The sequence below is a fragment of the Bifidobacterium sp. B4079 genome (assembly GCF_026537385.1).
In the GTDB taxonomy this organism is placed as follows: domain Bacteria; phylum Actinomycetota; class Actinomycetes; order Actinomycetales; family Bifidobacteriaceae; genus Bombiscardovia; species Bombiscardovia asteroides_I.
The window spans coordinates 91,389-106,769 of record NZ_JAFNMH010000001.1; the positions used below are offsets into that span (position 1 = coordinate 91,389).

13 protein-coding genes are annotated in these 15,381 nt (G+C 58.1%); 9 read left to right on the forward strand and 4 right to left on the reverse strand.

Translation table 11 applies throughout. The features are described from left to right. Window positions 1-6 precede the first annotated feature (6 nt). Window positions 7-339, reverse strand: coding sequence for a nucleotide pyrophosphohydrolase (locus J3T95_RS00410; RefSeq protein ID WP_198215887.1), 333 nt, complete (start codon window positions 337-339; stop codon window positions 7-9). A gap of 67 nt (window positions 340-406) precedes the next feature. On the opposite strand from J3T95_RS00410, the gene J3T95_RS00415 reads away from it, so the two are divergent. From J3T95_RS00415 to J3T95_RS00435, 5 genes are all read left to right on the forward strand, one after another. Then, a complete protein-coding gene (locus J3T95_RS00415; RefSeq protein WP_267450015.1) occupies window positions 407-2,560 on the forward strand; it encodes a DUF2075 domain-containing protein in 2,154 nt (717 codons plus the stop codon). Between the two features lie 98 nt (window positions 2,561-2,658). Next, window positions 2,659-3,603, forward strand: a complete 945-nt coding sequence (gene uriH, locus J3T95_RS00420) for a uridine-preferring nucleoside hydrolase UriH (protein ID WP_267450016.1) — start codon at window positions 2,659-2,661, stop codon at window positions 3,601-3,603. 5 nt (window positions 3,604-3,608) lie between these two features. Then, the gene (uriT, locus tag J3T95_RS00425) at window positions 3,609-5,054 is read left to right on the forward strand and encodes a uridine transporter UriT (protein WP_396019987.1); all 1,446 of its coding nucleotides are present in this window, start codon (window positions 3,609-3,611) and stop codon (window positions 5,052-5,054) included. 248 nt (window positions 5,055-5,302) lie between these two features. Beyond that, a complete protein-coding gene (locus J3T95_RS00430; RefSeq protein ID WP_220237441.1) occupies window positions 5,303-6,484 on the forward strand; it encodes an SLC13 family permease in 1,182 nt (393 codons plus the stop codon). A 151-nt stretch (window positions 6,485-6,635) separates the two neighbouring features. After that, a complete protein-coding gene (locus J3T95_RS00435; RefSeq protein ID WP_267450551.1) occupies window positions 6,636-7,787 on the forward strand; it encodes an MFS transporter in 1,152 nt (383 codons plus the stop codon). A gap of 46 nt (window positions 7,788-7,833) precedes the next feature. Here the strand turns inward: J3T95_RS00435 and J3T95_RS00440 are convergent, their stop codons facing one another. The 3 genes from J3T95_RS00440 to J3T95_RS00450 are packed head-to-tail and all read right to left on the reverse strand — an operon-like array spanning window position 7,834 to window position 9,568. Beyond that, window positions 7,834-8,439 (reverse strand): DNA-3-methyladenine glycosylase, encoded by a 606-nt coding sequence (locus J3T95_RS00440; RefSeq protein WP_267450017.1) that lies wholly within the window; start codon window positions 8,437-8,439, stop codon window positions 7,834-7,836. Then, entirely contained in the window at window positions 8,436-8,822 is a 387-nt protein-coding gene (gene fdxA / locus J3T95_RS00445; RefSeq protein WP_220236127.1) for a ferredoxin, read from the reverse strand. Before fdxA ends, J3T95_RS00440 begins: the two co-directional genes overlap by 4 nt. Continuing rightward, window positions 8,819-9,568 carry a helix-turn-helix transcriptional regulator gene (locus J3T95_RS00450; protein ID WP_267450018.1) on the reverse strand — a complete coding sequence of 250 codons (750 nt, stop codon included), beginning with the start codon at window positions 9,566-9,568 and terminating at the stop codon, window positions 8,819-8,821. The genes fdxA and J3T95_RS00450 overlap by 4 nt, the downstream gene beginning before the upstream one ends. Window positions 9,569-9,626: 58 nt before the next feature. Here J3T95_RS00450 and J3T95_RS00455 point away from each other — a divergent pair, with 58 nt between their 5' ends. From J3T95_RS00455 to J3T95_RS00470, 4 genes are all read left to right on the forward strand, one after another. Continuing rightward, window positions 9,627-12,284, forward strand: coding sequence for a multicopper oxidase domain-containing protein (locus J3T95_RS00455; RefSeq protein WP_267450019.1), 2,658 nt, complete (start codon window positions 9,627-9,629; stop codon window positions 12,282-12,284). A gap of 540 nt (window positions 12,285-12,824) precedes the next feature. Next, window positions 12,825-13,211 carry a peptidoglycan-binding domain-containing protein gene (locus J3T95_RS00460; protein ID WP_267450020.1) on the forward strand — a complete coding sequence of 129 codons (387 nt, stop codon included), beginning with the start codon at window positions 12,825-12,827 and terminating at the stop codon, window positions 13,209-13,211. Between the two features lie 13 nt (window positions 13,212-13,224). Then, on the forward strand, window positions 13,225-13,458 hold the full coding sequence (locus J3T95_RS00465) for a hypothetical protein (protein ID WP_267450021.1): 234 nt from the start codon (window positions 13,225-13,227) through the stop codon (window positions 13,456-13,458). Between the two features lie 380 nt (window positions 13,459-13,838). Continuing rightward, window positions 13,839-15,338: a BspA family leucine-rich repeat surface protein gene (locus tag J3T95_RS00470; protein ID WP_267450022.1), complete on the forward strand. Its 1,500-nt coding sequence runs from the start codon at window positions 13,839-13,841 to the stop codon at window positions 15,336-15,338. Window positions 15,339-15,381: the final 43 nt, after the last annotated feature.

The following is a 15,381-nucleotide window of genomic DNA, read 5'->3' on the forward strand; positions in this document are numbered from 1 at the left end:
ATCCGCCTACTGCAGGGGCCGGTATTTTCGGCTGGAACCGCGCGAAGTGGCCACCGGATATCTGTCGGCCGTCCTTTGCAGTTTGTCCATGATGATTCGGTCCATGTCCAGATCCAGTCGATCCGCCAGCTGGATGCAATAGGTGAGCACGTCAGCCAGTTCGTCGGTCACGTGGCCTTCATCTCCGTCCCTGGGATCATCCCCCCATTGATAGCATTCCAGGAGCTCGGCAGCTTCGATGCAGATGGATTTGGCTAGGTTTGCGGGCGTGTGAAATTGATCCCAGTCGCGCTCGTGCACAAAATCCATCACTGCTGTTTCTGTTTCCTTGCTGATCATGATTTCGAGCCTATCAGCCGGCTATCCTGCCATCATATTGGTGTGGGTTTGTGACATAGTGAAAACCATGGATTCGTTAAGTGCGCCGAAGCCTGTGGTGTTGACTCTGCCCTATGGCAATTATAGAGATGAGGATTTTTCCAAGGCCATTGCAGAGTACAAGCAGGCGAAAGCTGTTGGCAGTCAGGGCAGTAATTTGGAGGGGAAGCTGCTTGAGGAGCTGTTCCTACGCTATCCCACTGTGTATATCGTCTCTGCCGACGAAAGAGATAGCAGCAAAAAGCAAGGCGGTGGGCCCCCTTATGTGGTTTACGTCGGAGAAACCAACGACATCCGTTCTCGAACTAGGCAGCATATTGAGCTGGATCCACGGACTCGGACGGATTGGGAACGCTTAGTGCGATTCATGCACGATCATCAGGACAGGGTCTGCCAGTACATCATTGGTGATCGCCACTTTAATAAGTCTCTGACCCTGGATATGGAAAATCGGCTGATGGGGTATATGCAGAGCGTCGACGCGGTCAAGCTGGTCATGAACCGTAGAACTAACGCTCAGGACAGGTATTACACCAGCGATGAATTCGACAGCATCTTTTCCAAGGCTTGGCGGACTCTGCATGAAATGGAGCCCGATCTGTTCCCGGAAGAAAAGGCGATTCTGGACTCTGCCCTGTTTAAGGCTTCGCCTTTCCGCAAACTCACCGACGAACAACGGCGAGCAGAAGAGGCTGTTCTGCATGTATTGGAGTCGGTCATTATTCAAAACCGTAACGAGGGCTTCCACTCGATGACAGAATCGATAGGCCCGGTTCAGATCAACAATGAAGGCCATACCCAAGTTATTGTCGTTCAAGGCATGTCAGGGACAGGGAAGACCGTTTTGCTCAGCCATCTCTTTTATCAAATATGTGCCAGTTATGGCATCTATGGTGACTTGGGCGGAAAGGGCGATACTCGTTCGGCAAATGCCAGGCAGCGTTCCTACATCATTGTCAACCAGACCGAACAGGCTAATGTCTACAACCAAATGGCTCTGAAGCTGGGACTGCAAAAGAAACGCGGCCAGTGCGTGGTTGGTGCTGTCCAGTTCATCAATCGGTTCAGCAAGCACACCAATCGAAATGGCCGGTCCACAGGCAGGGCAGCGAACCCCATGAATAGCGTCGACGCCCAGGCAGATGTGGTGCTGATTGACGAGGCGCACCTATTGTTGACACAAGGATCGCAGAGCTACTCCGGAAGCAACCAGCTCTACGACATTTTGCGGCGGGCAAAAGTAGCCATCGTGGTCTTCGACCCGGAACAAGTGTTGCGTGGGTCCCAGTTCGTCGATGCTCAGGAAAGTCGGCTTCTGGGATTGACGGGTTCTGAACAGGACAAGTCATTCTCCCGGCCCGTGCTCATCCGTGAAAAGTCACGGGATGGTCAGTATGTACGCGAGGATACCTTCCAGGTCAGTCATGTACATTTGGGTCGACAGATGCGCATTCAGGCTGACCCTGCAACATGCGCATGGTTGGATCGGATGACAGCCAAGGATGGCGTGATTGGTCCACTGCATCCGGATCCTTGGGAGCATCCTTACGAGATCAAGGTTTTTGATTCGCCAAAGGATTTGAGGAAGTTCATTCGTCAAAAGGACCAGGAACAAAGAGTTAAGGGCTCTTTGGGCCTTTGCCGACTCTTATCCACCTATGACTGGCCTTATAGCAGCAAGAAACACCCGGATCCACAGGATTCCTCTCGTCACTGGCAGGTTGTATTACGCCAAGAGGACTCAGGCCAGTGGGTGTGGGCCGAAGACGGTCAAGACGGGGATGGCGAATTCGCAATGCCTTGGAATTACGAACTATATGAGGCTCAGGGAAACTCTGCTGCAAATCATCGGATTGCATGGGCCGAGTTGCCCTTCACCATCAATGAGGTGGGCTCCATATTCACCATTCAGGGTTTTGACCTCAACTACGCGGGGGTCATCCTCGGACCCTCGGTCACCTACAGGAATGGAAAGGTCAAATTCGAACCGAAGCTTAGTTGCAACACATTGGCGACTAATCAGCGGTCGGAGCCGGATATGGATCCTGTGGACAATCTTCGGCATGAGTTCAATGTGTTGCTCAAACGAGGGGTGCACGGATTGGGGCTATTCGCAGTGGATTCCGAGCTTCGGGATCGACTGGCCTGGGCAGTGGGTGGGTTCGCCCAGGTCCGGGGCTGACCAGCTTAACGCGCCTGCATCGATTGAATGCCAATCAGCGGTATTATGTTTTGGGCTATGGCCCAGGGCATATTTATGAGAAAGGTGCAGGCGAGTATATGACGACGCGCAAGATCATCCTGGACTGTGATCCCGGTCATGACGATGCGGTGGCTATCCTTCTGGCAGTAGGCGATCCGCGGATCGATCTGATCGGAGTGACTACGGTTGGCGGCAACCAGAGTCTGGACAAGGTTACCTACAATGCGAGGGCTGTGCTGGAAAAGGCTCATGCGCGCCAGGTGCCGGTCCATGCCGGATGCGATAGACCGTTGGTGCGTCCTCAGGAGGTGGCCGCCTCCATCCATGGCCAGACCGGTCTGGACGGCGTCGAGCTGCCTGAACCTACCCGGCCCCTGGATCCTGGCCATGCAGTCGATTGGATCATTGAGACTATCATGCGCGAGGAGCCGGGCACAGTGACTCTGGTTCCCACTGGACCTCTGACCAACATCGCCATGGCTGTCCGCAAGGAACCCCGCATCGTCGATCGCGTCCAAGAGGTTGTGCTCATGGGCGGCGGCTGCCATGTGGGCAATTGGAGCGCTGTCGCTGAATTCAACATCAAGGTGGATCCCGAGGCCGCTCATATCGTCTTCAACGAGCCTTGGCCTGTCACCATGGTAGGGCTGGATCTGACCCATCAGGCCTTGTGTACCCCGGAAGTTCAGCAGCGCATCGAGGGCATCGGCACCAATCTGGCCCACTTCGTCAGCGGGCTGATGGACTTCTTCCGCAAGTCCTACCAGGACAATCAGGACTTCGTGGATCCGCCGGTGCATGATCCCTGCACTGTGGCCTATCTGATCGACCCCTCTATTGTGAGCACCCGTCGTTGCCCGGTTGATGTGGAGCTGCGCGGGGATCTGACTTGCGGGATGACCGTGGCCGACCTGCGCGGCCCGGAGCCCTCTGCCGAAGACTGCCACACCCAGGTGGCTGTCAAGCTGGACTTCCAGGGATTCTGGGACCTGGTGGTCAAGGCCATCACTGCGATTGGATGAGATCGATGAAGACTTCGAACACAGCTGCATCCCAGACCGACAAGCCTGCTGCCACGACCGCTGGCGGCTCAGGTTCTTCAATCGTCGCTCTGATGACGGCCCTTATGGCCGCTGTCTTCGCTTTCCAGCTCAACGCCTCCATGCTCTCGCCGGCCCTGACAACCATGGGGACCGAGCTCAACGCCAGCAGCTCCAGCATCGGTCTGACCCAGACGGTGTTCTTCACCTCCTGTGCGGTCTTCTCCCTCTTCCTGCCTCGGTTGGGCGATCTGGCCGGCCGCAAGAAGGTGTTGCTGGGCATGTTGAGCCTGACGGCGCTGGGATGCGTGGTCTCCGCTCTGGCGCCCAATGTGACGGTGCTCATGATTGGTCGTGTCATTCAGGGAGTGGCCGGTCCGGTCGTGCCCATGACCCTGATCATGCTGCACGCCGAGGTGACCGATGAAGCCCGCTACGCCAAACTCATGGCTGTTCTCACGGCGGTCAATGGCGGCATCGGCGGCGTGGATGCCATCCTAGGCGGTTGGCTGGCTGGCACTTTCGGCTTCCGATCGGTCTTCTGGTTTATGGTGGCCATTGCCGTGATCGCCGTACTCCTGGTGACCCTATTCGCCCGCGAGAGCTATGCAGAAAATCGTCCCCGCATGGACTGGACCGGCGTGGTCTTCCTGTGCATTGCCTTCCTGGCCGCATATCTGGCTATCAATGAGGTCGAGAAGCTGGCCCAGGCGCGCTGGATCCTAGTGGTTGTCGAGATTCTGGTTGCTGCGGTCTTCTTCATGATCTTCTGGAAAGTTGAGAGCACCACGTCGGCACCCATGGTCACCACCACCTATTTGAGGCAACGGCGCACCTGGGGCCTTCTGCTGACGACTCTCACCACCATGGTCGGTGTCTTCGCCATTATGAACGGGATCGTTCCGGCCCTGGCTCAGGATGGGGAGGTCGGCGTCGGTTTGAAGGCCAGCATCGTCTCCTTCGCGACGTTGACCCCCTATGCCCTGGTCGGTCTGGTCTTTGGCCCGGTCGCCGGGATGTTGGCATCGCGCTTCGGCTACCTCAGGGTTCTGAGGGTGGGTCAGTTGGTCAGCGTGCTGGGACTGGTCTTCGGCATTTACGTCTGTCTGGTCCCCAGCATCTGGAGTCTGGTGGTGCTTTCCCTAATCCTGGGTGTCTCCTATGCGGGGACGGCCAACATCATGCTCAACGGGTTGGGCGTGGTCCTGTCTCCTGCGGACAATACCGGGTATTTGCCGGGACTCAACGCCGGAGCTTTCAACCTGGGCTCAGGCCTGAGCTATGCAGTCCTTTACGCATTCATGAACGGTCTGGCGGCGTCCGGGGGAGCCCGCAATGGATATGTTGCCGCCATGGTCGGCGGCGGCGTGCTGGTGCTGATTGCCCTGGCCCTGTCCTACCTGATTCCAGATCCGGAACGAATGGATGACTAGTAATATTGCCATCTGATAGGGGTTCTGCGAATGCAACCTATTCGCGGGACCCCTATTCATGTTTCATGAGCATCTGACTCTATGCCTATCCGACAAAGGTCAAAAGTCGGGGCCAAACAGGCTAGCGGCCAGTAGCTCGCGAGTCTTCCGACCGTGGGCACAGCAGCGGAAAATAGCGCCATGAGGGGTCCTGTAAGCCTCTGTCAGGCGCGTAAACTAAGTGAGGAATTCGTTCGCCGGAGGTGACCATGCAACATCGGGTGATCGGGCTGCTGAAAAACGAGACCGTTCTGGTCGTCGCGGCAGTCATCGCTCTCATATCCTGCATCCTCATTCCTCCCGACAGGCAGTATCTGGGCTACATCCACGTCAATACCCTCACCCAGCTGGGTTCTCTGATGATGGTGGTCTGCGGCTTCCAGCGTATCGGGGTCTTCCATGCCATTGGCGCCGGCCTGCTGAGTCGTGTCCGCTCGGTGCGGGGCCTGGCTTTGGTCCTGGTTTCCCTGCCTTTCTTCTCCAGCATGTTCATCACGAACGATGTAGCCCTGGTTACCTTTGTGCCCTTCGCCATTGCTGTTCTCATCATGGCTGGTTTGGAAAGCCATGCTCTGCTGATCGTCACCCTGATGACGTTGGGCGCCAATGTGGGCAGCATGCTAACGCCCATCGGCAACGCCCACAACTTATATCTCAAGGCCCGCTCCGAGATGCCTACTGGTGAGTTCCTCTTCCTTATGGTGCCTTATGCCCTGGTCGCTGCCCTGATGCTCTTCCTGTGCTGCTGGTTTGCCTTCAGGAATCGGCATCTTAACAAGTTCGAGGGCATGGATCCGCAGGAGATTCGCCGCAGCGTACTAGCGCCCAGGGAGGATGAGATACAGCCTCAGGTGAAAGAGATGCAGCAGTCCAGCGGCTGGCGCATCGCCATCTACCTCCTTCTCTTTCTTGTCTGCCTGCTGGGCGTGGCCAAACTGATATCCCAATGGGTTATGGTCCTGGTGGTAGCGGTGACCTTCTTGATCTGCGATAGGGGGGTCTTTCTGCATGTAGATTGGGGACTCCTGCTGACTTTCGTGGCTTTCTTCGTTTTCATCGGCAATGCGAGGAGGATTCCCCAGTTTTATAACCTGGTCAGCGGCCTGGTCAATATCCATCCTCTGATTACCTCGGTCCTGTGCAGCCAGGTCATCAGCAATGTGCCCACAGCCCTTCTGGTCTCAGGTTTTTCGACAGCCTGGCACCCGATCATTCTTGGCACCAACCTGGGCGGGCTCGGAACCTTGGTCGCTTCGATGGCCTCGCTGATTTCCTACAAGGCCGTAGTCAAGCAGTATCCGGGCAAGAAAGGCGAGTACCTGAAAATCTACACCGTTTTTAATCTGCTCTTCCTCGTCGTGTTGCTTGGCATGGCCCTGCTGCTGGAGTAGACTACCCCCATCAACCAGGAATGGTGCCGCTGACATTGAGAGGGAGGCAGCGACGGTGGAACCGGACCCGTGCGCGTCTAAGTCCAATGACACAGGGATATTGTCCAGGCAGAATCTTGGAATTCTGGTTGGAATCATGGCCTTGGCCATCATGTCGCGGTTTGACTCCATCATTTCTCCCTCCGTGGCGGCCATCCAGGCATCCTTTCCTCGCACTGATCCTTCCACCGTTGAGTCTGTGGTTTCTATCGGCTCTTCGGCTGCTATAGTTTCCGCCCTTTTATTCGGTCACCTCTTGACCAGAATGAGTTTCAGAACAGCTGGCTGCATCAGCTGTCTGTGTGTCGCGCTGGGCGGCTTGATGCCCCTTTTTGTGCACAGCAGTGTAGGCCAGCTGCTCTTGTTCGCTTTGGTCGTCGGGTTCGGCGTGGGCATCGCCACCACTGTCCTGCCCAGCCTGTCGGCTAGGTTCTTCCGTGGGAAGCGGTTGGCGGCGCTGATGGGGCTGGTCTTGGCTGTTCAGGATGGCTCTTCCATGCTGGTCCTTGCCCTGGGCGGTGTTCTGGCCAAGGGAGGGTGGCTGCACAACTATTGGCTCTATTTTCTAGCCCTGCCTGCCCTGGTCTTGGTCATCTTCATGGTTCCCGGGGTCGGTGCCGTCGAGGAGGATTCAGAACAGGCGGTAGGATCTGAGGCATCGTCCTCACAAAAGGGCGTGCAATGCTGGTGGGCCACTCTTTCCTGCATTCTTATCGGTTTTCTGAGCATTTTCCTGGTCGCGGTCTTGTACAACAAACTCGCGGTTTACATAGCCAAGTACAGTTTGGGCGGCACCAGTGCAGCCGGGGTGGCCCTGATGTTCAACACGGGTTCCTCGGTCGTGATTGGTCTTAGCATCAACGGCATCAAGCGGGTTTGCCGACAATGGACCATTCCGTTCGCCTTCCTTCTGATGGTCCTGGGCGCCCTGCTCTTCCTGACCACCCGCTCCTTCCCGATAGTCTGTCTATCAGCATTTCTGATTGGGTCGGGCAGTGCAATCAATATGGCCACCTGCCCCTTCCTCCTGTCCAACCTCACTCCGGACAGACGCTATCCGCTGGTTATGGGGGTCTTTTCAGCCACCACCAGCCTCGGTTTTACGGCATCTACCTGGGCCTTCAAGACTTTCTCGAAAATGTTTGGACTGGATCCGGTGACAGGCAGTTTCATAGGCATGCTGATCATTGCCCTGTTGGCTGCTGTCATGCTCTCGCTTGTTCGCTTCCAGAGCTGTGTCGAGTCCCGCTTCATCAAGCGATAAGTTATCCTCTAGGCTGTATAAGCCAGAAGTGCAGGTTTTCGCCCGCTCATCGCGACAGGTAGGGATTGCCGGTGATGACGAATCTCCGTAGAGTCTTTTTGGCGTGCGATATGCCTATCCGCGGTGTTGCCGTGATGGTCTCGTCCTGGTCCAGTCCCGCCATTGCCAGGCGGATGGGTGGTTTTCTGAGATCATGGCCATAGTTGCGCTTGTCGATGTCCAAGGCCTGGCAGAGCTTGGCGGGCCCGTTGGCCAAATCCCGGTCCGAGTGACGGCCGTGCCTATGGCTGCGCAGAAGGTCCAGACCCTGCGTTGGCTGACAGGCTCGAATCAGCACCCCAGCGCCGAACCCGTCCTCCTGACAGGAGATATTCATGCAATAGTGCATTCCATAAGTGAAGTAGACATACATATGCCCGCTGGGGCCGAAGAGGGCAGCGTTGCGGGCCGTTCGCCCGTGGTAGGCGTGGCTGGCCGGATCATTTTGATCGTAGGCTTCGGTTTCCACGATCCGAACCCTGGCCTGCTCACCTTCCGACTCATAATCGCGAATGATAAAGCAGCCCAGAAGCATCCGGGCTGCCTCCTCCACAGGGCGGTCCAAAAAGTCAGGGAAGACCAGGTGATCGTCTTGGCTTGAACGGGCCTTCATTCCGTTTGGTCCTTGCGGACCCAGACCGCGCGCTGGCTGCGTGATTCCGGCTGAATGCAGACGAAATTATCCTGGTGTGGCAGCGCGGCGACCTTTGGATGGTCGTGATCGTAGGGTCCCTGGGCCTGGGCGCCGCCTGCATCGCCGACCTGGGCAAAGAAGTCTTCAGAGGCATCCTTGAACCAAGTCCATTCCTCCGGCAGGTCTTCTTCGTAGAAGATCGCTTCCACAGGGCAGACTGGCTCACAGGCACCGCAGTCGATGCATTCGTTGGGATTGATGTATAGATTCCTAGGGCCCTCGTAGATGCAATCCACCGGGCACTCATCCACGCAGGCCTTGTCTTTGACGTCCACGCAGGGCTGGGCGATTACGTAGGTCATTGCTTTGCTCTCCTTTTTGATTGGCTGTCCGCTTTCGCTACTTTCAGGAAGCATCCCTTTGGCGAGGACAGAGGTTTCAGCGACACACTGGCTTTTTTAACCTTGGCCGCCTTGCAGCTGCCCTCCATGATTCCTTGGACCATGCCCAGATGGATTGTGCAGATAATGGGATGGGCGTTGACGCTGTCCAAGAAGGGGCATGAGGTCAGATACAGGCTGGCTGAACCCGGCTCTGCCGTAGCCGGAGCAAAACCCAGGGTGGCCAGAGTGCTCGACAGGGCCTGAGTCATGCTTGATGACACGCCCTTTTCTGTATTTCCCCTGCTTCGTCTGACCAGAGTACGGCCCCAGACCTGACCTGCTTTCAGTGCAGCCCTGCCCCTGCTGCCAATATCGGGGCAGGTGGTTTCCAGAGCCGTGCAGAGCGAAGAGATCATACCCTCCTGGGCGTGGTTGGTGGATGTGGGGGAGTAGATGACAGCTGGTCTGCCTCGACTGGCTGGTTGACCATCATTGCCGTTTCTTTGGCGGACCGCCTCGCCCTGTTCGACCAGATGTTCAAGATGGAAACGAGCGGTCGTCGGATGGATGCCGAAGGCTTCTCCGATCTGGTGTGCAGTTAGACCTGTACCAGTATGTTCGACAGCCGTATGCAGGTAATCCAAGATTGCAGAGCGGATCTTCTCTCCGGTTCTGCGCTTGCCGGCTTGGTCCCATTGTTTACGGGCTTGAATTTCCTGACTCATAGATTAAATTGTATAACTATCAAATTAATTATCAACCTGGGACAAGGCGGACAGACCAATGCAGAACGACCAGAAGATGCGCAAGTCCGGTGGCGGAACGGCCTTGCCCAGATCCAGGATGGTCCTCCTTATCGGCGCTGGCCTGGCTGCACTGCTTGGCCTTGTTGCAGCGCTGATCCGCGCGGATCTGATCCATCCCTCAGACAGGGTGCCCCTGGCAGATCTGCATGGCGGGCTCATGGTCTACGGGTTTTTGGGCGCTGCCATTGGTCTGGAGAGGGCGGTGGCCTATCGCAGCGGTGGATCCAAGAAGCCCTCCTGGGGATTTCTTGCTCCCGCCTTGGGCTTGCTGGGGTCTCTGCTCTGCCTGCTGTCGCTGACAGTATCAAGCCGCGCTGCTGCCCCGGCATGGGTCAGGGTGGAGCTTTTTGGCGGCATTCCATGGACTTTATCCATGTTGATTCTGACAGCCATGTACTTGGCCATCTGGCATCGACAGCCTTCCGCAGAGGTGCTCATACAGGTTCTCGGATCCCTGGTGGGGCTGGTCGGAGCTTTTGGATGGGTTGCAGGATTGGACGCCTCGGTTCTGGCTCCAACCTGGCTCTTCTTTCTGGTTCTGACCATCGTCGGTGAGCGGGTGGAGCTGGCCAGGGCGGTCTTTTCGGATATCCGTCTTGAATCGGGGATTCTGGGTCTATGTTTGTTAACCGTCATGGTCCTGCCGGTTCAAGCCATGGCGCCTTCGGTCGGCTATCCGCTTCTGGGGCTGTCGCTGAGCCTGCTCCTCCTGGTCATGGCCAGTCATGATGTGGCCAAGGGCACCTTCCGTCACGGCGGCCTGCCAGGATTCATGGGCACCTGCATGCTGTCGGCCTACGCCTGGGGACTTCTGGCTGCCCTCATCTGGATGGCGGCACCCGTGGATTCCGGCACTTACTGGGGCGACATGGCACTGCACGCGCTGGCTGTGGGATTCATTATGACCATGGTCATCGCCCATGTCTGCATGATTGTTCCTTCGGTCATCCGCAGGCCTCTGCCCTTCCATCCGCTCCTTTGGGGTGTCTGGGCGCTTATGCAGGTTGGTTTGCTGATCAGGCTCCTCGGAGCCATCCGGCTCTACACGCCCTTATGGAAGGCGGGGAACTTGCTGAATGTGCTGGGAATCCTCTCCATGATGCTGATTGTGGTGTACCTGGCTGCCCGTGGCAAGCAGGTCCTGGCATCCAAGCGCTACCGTCGGCGCCAGCCCGAGGGCTCGCAAAACGAACGGATGGGGACCCTGGCACTGAGGGTGGACCTGATTGCCACCTCGGCTACTGTGCTGATCCTCGTGGCCGCCGTGGCTTTGATGGCCCTGCGGCCGACGCTGGCCGTCTCGGTCGGGGCAGCACCTAGCGCCGTAGTCGCCCAGGGGGGATCATCAAAGAGCGTCCCGCCGACGGGTCACACCAGCAGAGCCTCAATCAAGGTAAAGGGGATGGCTTTTGTGCCGGATGTCATCACCGTCAAGGCAGGCGACCGGCTGGTTGTGGATTTTCAAAACACCGGAGATCAGCGGCACGACTTGGTTTTTGCCAATGGCAAGAGCACAGGGTCAGTTCCGGTAGGCCAGAGCGCCTCGGTCGACGTGGGGGTCCTGGGGGGCGACACACTGGGCTGGTGCTCGTTGGCAGGACACCGCCAGATGGGCATGGAGCTCAAGATCAGAACAAAAGGTGGAGCTGTTGCCGAGCAAGGTCAGTCCTCCGCAGGGAAGGCAGTCCTAAGCCATGTCCCATCAGCCGCCAAGCTCAAGTCGCAGGCAGAGAAGAGCGACCCTGCCCACGCCGCCCTTCCGCCGCTGGACAATCAGGGGAAGGCTGGAATCAGAAAGTACGCGCTGGACGTCAAGGAGCGCAAGGAGCAGGTGGCAGCAGGGATTGAGCGGACGGTCTGGAGCTTCGACGATGCGAGTGATCCACGCGATAAGGGTTCGCGGCCCCTGGCTCAAGGTCCAGTGCTCAGAGGCCGGGTGGGAGACACCTTTGAAGTAACCATCAGAAACAAGGGAAGCATGAGCCATTCCATTGACTTTCATGCAGGCCCGGCCGTTCCCCAGACCATGATGCGCAACATAGAGCCAGGCAAGGAGCTCCTGTACACCTTCACTGCTGGTCGGGCTGGCATCTGGATGTATCACTGCAACAGCGACCCCATGTCAAACCATATAGCCAACGGCATGTACGGGGTCCTGGTCGTGGATGACGGCACCCTGCCGCCAGTGGCTGCTGAATATGTTCTGGTCCAGTCCGAGATCTATCTGGGGTCCGATGGAGGGACTGCCGATGCTGAAAAGGTTGCGGCCATGAACCCGGATATCATGACTTTCAACGGTCGGGCCTTTCAATATGACGCCCACCCTCTCAAGCTGGAGAAGGGGCAAAGGGTCCGCATCTGGGTTCTGGATGCCGGCCCCAACCAGCCGCTGTCCTTCCATATCGTGGGAACCCAGTTCGATACGGTCTGGACTGAGGGCCGCTACCTGATTGGCGGAAGCGCAGGTGCGAATTCCGCCGGTCCTTCATCGGCCGGAGCGCAGGTCCTGCCCCTGCTGCCTGCTCAAGGCGGCTTTGTAGAGCTCAAGGTCGATCAGCCCGGCGACTACTCCATAGTCAACCACGTCATGAGTCTGGCCGAAAAAGGCGCGCATGGCATCCTGCGGGTGTCATGACGCAATCAAGCGACATCTGCGCCGTGCTCTGCTGATTGTCTGTCGTTTTCAATCCTGCAGCTGGAGCCCTTTGCGGTCCATGCGGCAAGGCGAGCCTGGATGTGAGCCAAGAATCTGCGCACCTTTAGCGATGGCCCAGATTGAAGAGGTGAGAGGGCCGATGAAGAGAACGAAGATGGTGATCAGCAGCTGCGCAACCCCACGTCCGTTTCTTGCCCAGATGACAGTTGTGTATGCCGAAGCCGCCTAGGAAGAAGTCAGGATGGCCGCCATGACTTCGATTTGTTAGACATGCCCGGCCCGCTGACATACTGGGCCAGAAGTTGCCAAGGCTGAATTTGGGCCGGTCCGCTGGCGCCGTTGGATTGAGGCGTATACGCGGTTTGGCCACAGGGATTCTGTGGTCCTCCTGAGGCGTTTGAAGTCTGCCGAGACTGATCCGCGTTAGGGTAGCCATTGGCGCTGCTGTTGGCATATCAGGGTGTAACCCAATGCGACGCGGCCTGTCCTGGCGCGTATGACCTGGCGCGCATTGATCGTTTGGCGCGCGTCTTGCCTGCGGGCAAGCCTGGGCCGGCTCCGGATCCTGTTGTGCCCCGGATTGCGGTGGACGGCTCTTGCGGGCCGGCCACGGTCAGACGGTGGCAGCAGGTCATGGGCACCCGGGTGGACGGGGTGGTTTCCGGCCAGGTGAAGCCTGACGGGCGCGCTTATGCCTGGCCGAGCCTTGTCTCCTGCACGTATGGGGGGTATGGGAGCCAGCTGATCCGTGCGGTGCAGGCCAGGCTGGGGCTGGCCCGGGACGGGCTGCTCGGGCCTGCCACCATTCGCGCCATCCAGGCGCATCTGGGGGTGGCGCAGGACGGCAGTTTCGGCCCTGCGACCGTCAGGGCCCTCCAGGCTCGGCTCAACCAAGGAATCTTCTGAAAGGAGGACAGTCATGACAGATGATCCTGTGCCGGAGCATGCGTTGGGCCAATCCGGCTATACGCCGGTCTTTTCTGACGCGGTGCGCACTTGGGTTTATGTGCTTGGCCTTCTTGCCTCGGTGGTGGGGCTGGGTTTCATGTGCTTCGGCCGCCCCGGGATCGGCGGGTTCATCAGTACGGCTGCGGGAGCCGTCACAGCCGGGTTCGGCGTCGCCTACAACCCCGTACGACTGGCAGGCAAGTAGGCACCATTCACATGCAGCAAGACGCCCTTGTTTCGGGAGACTGGGATGGGGGCGTTTTTATTATTCCCGGTGTGGTGTCCGTGTATGGCTGGCTTGTGGTGGTATTGTGAAAACGATGTGATGCCGCGGTGTCTGCGGGTCGATTGTTAGTGGGGGTGGATATGTCTGGTGTTCGAAGGGGATTGTTGACAAGGTTCCCGGCTTTTGCTGTGGGTGCTGTGGCTTGTGTGGGGATGCTGGCGGCGTTGGGTCCGGTGGCGCCGGCTCGTGCGGATGGGGGCGGCGGCTCGTTGCCGCCTGCGGCTGCCCGTGCTGTCCGTGAGGCCAAGGCGAGGAAGGATCCGGCCCGGCTGGCTGCGGCTGCGAAGGCGGCCAGGCCGGTGGTGGAGCCTGTGGCGCCTGCGGCTGCTCGGTCGGCGGAGCCTGACGGGCTGGTGGCGTCGGGCGTGTGGGGGTCCAGCCCCTGGGAGTACCGGGTGGAGAACGGTCAACGGGTGCTGACCGTGCACGCCGGAACCATAGGCCAGACTTTACCCCCGGGCGATTGGTACTCCGGGGATTCGGTTGCTGACATGCTGCCGGACAAGGGGTCGGGCCTGTCCGTGATCCGCATCGACCCTGGCGTGGCGGCCGCATATGGCAGTTCGCTGTTCGCTGGGCTTCCCTCGCTGTTGAGGATCGAGGGCGGCGGCAACCTTGATGTCAGCAAGGTCACGTCGACGTATCAGATGTTCGAGGATGACGTGGCTTTGCAGAGCGTCGACGTGGGCGACTGGGACATGAGCAACGTGACTTACGCGGCAGCGATGTTCAAGAACTGCCGGTCGCTCAGGAGCCTGGACGTGGGCAACTGGAATACGAGCCAGCTCGTAGTAACGGGCTATGGCGGTTATGGTGATGATCCGGTCGATATGCAGTACGACGAGGATGCTGTAAATGCGACGTCTGGGATGTTCGAGAACGACTCGATGCTGACCTTCCTGGATGTCGGCCGGTGGGATGTGGGAAGCCTGACTAATGCATCTGGGATGTTCAAGGGGGACACGTCGTTGCGGTATCTGGATGTCAGCCATTGGAACACGAAACCTCTCTCTTATTCCAATCGCATGTTCGAGCATGATGCCATGCTGGACAACCTGGACACGAGCGGCTGGACCATGTACAGCAATCATGGGACGGCTTATATGTTCAGGGATTGCGGGAGCCTGAAATACATCAACCTCGATCACATCGCCGCCTACGACAGCGGTTTTGATTCCATGGTGTACATGTTCGCCGATGACCCCTCGCTGGTGAGCGTGGACATGAGCTATAGTGAATACTCCGCCGTGAAGTATATCGGGCACATGTTCGCCAATGATCCCGCCCTGGTATCGGTGAATATGAGCCATACCAGCTTTGATGAACTCAGGTGTGCGGATTACATGTTCGCGGGGGATAAGTCCCTGACCGACTTCATATTCAACGGTCAAAAGTCGATGTTTTTCTTTACAGACTATTCTCGTGAGACGAGGTTGGAGCATATGTTCGACGGGGCTTCATCCCTGTCCTTTCTTGACCTTTCGGCATTAAGCAGCGCCTTCCCGGAGGAGAATCCTCCTTACACGCATGTCCATTCTGAGGACATGTTCGCGGGGGCAACGTCGCTTCATACGCTGGTGCTGCCGCGTGATGCCTACCACTGGATGGCGAATTCCGGCCTGCCTGATGTGCCCGCTGCGGGCAGCCGTGTGCCGGAATCGTCGCAGGTTGTGGCTTCCTCCCGGTGGGTGGCGTTGAACGGGTCCGCGAAGGGTTCGATGTACACCTCGCAGCAGCTGATGGACATGGGCCCGCGCCCCGAGGCGACGGTCTACCAGTGGGATATGAGGGACGCCTGATTCCTGGATCCCTCGTGTTCGGGGCTCCCCCCCCCCCCCCCCC

Bases quoted from the DNA above. Each gene is read 5' to 3' on its own strand.
- J3T95_RS00410 (WP_198215887.1), bottom strand. From the start codon at position 339: ATGATCAGCAAGGAAACAGAAACAGCAGTGATGGATTTTGTGCACGAG.
- J3T95_RS00415 (WP_267450015.1), top strand. From the start codon at position 407: ATGGATTCGTTAAGTGCGCCGAAGCCTGTGGTGTTGACTCTGCCCTAT.
- uriH (WP_267450016.1), top strand. From the start codon at position 2,659: ATGACGACGCGCAAGATCATCCTGGACTGTGATCCCGGTCATGACGAT.
- uriT (WP_396019987.1), top strand. From the start codon at position 3,609: ATGAAGACTTCGAACACAGCTGCATCCCAGACCGACAAGCCTGCTGCC.
- J3T95_RS00430 (WP_220237441.1), top strand. From the start codon at position 5,303: ATGCAACATCGGGTGATCGGGCTGCTGAAAAACGAGACCGTTCTGGTC.
- J3T95_RS00435 (WP_267450551.1), top strand. From the start codon at position 6,636: ATGTCGCGGTTTGACTCCATCATTTCTCCCTCCGTGGCGGCCATCCAG.
- J3T95_RS00440 (WP_267450017.1), bottom strand. From the start codon at position 8,439: ATGAAGGCCCGTTCAAGCCAAGACGATCACCTGGTCTTCCCTGACTTT.
- fdxA (WP_220236127.1), bottom strand. From the start codon at position 8,822: ATGACCTACGTAATCGCCCAGCCCTGCGTGGACGTCAAAGACAAGGCC.
- J3T95_RS00450 (WP_267450018.1), bottom strand. From the start codon at position 9,568: ATGAGTCAGGAAATTCAAGCCCGTAAACAATGGGACCAAGCCGGCAAG.
- J3T95_RS00455 (WP_267450019.1), top strand. From the start codon at position 9,627: ATGCAGAACGACCAGAAGATGCGCAAGTCCGGTGGCGGAACGGCCTTG.
- J3T95_RS00465 (WP_267450021.1), top strand. From the start codon at position 13,225: ATGACAGATGATCCTGTGCCGGAGCATGCGTTGGGCCAATCCGGCTAT.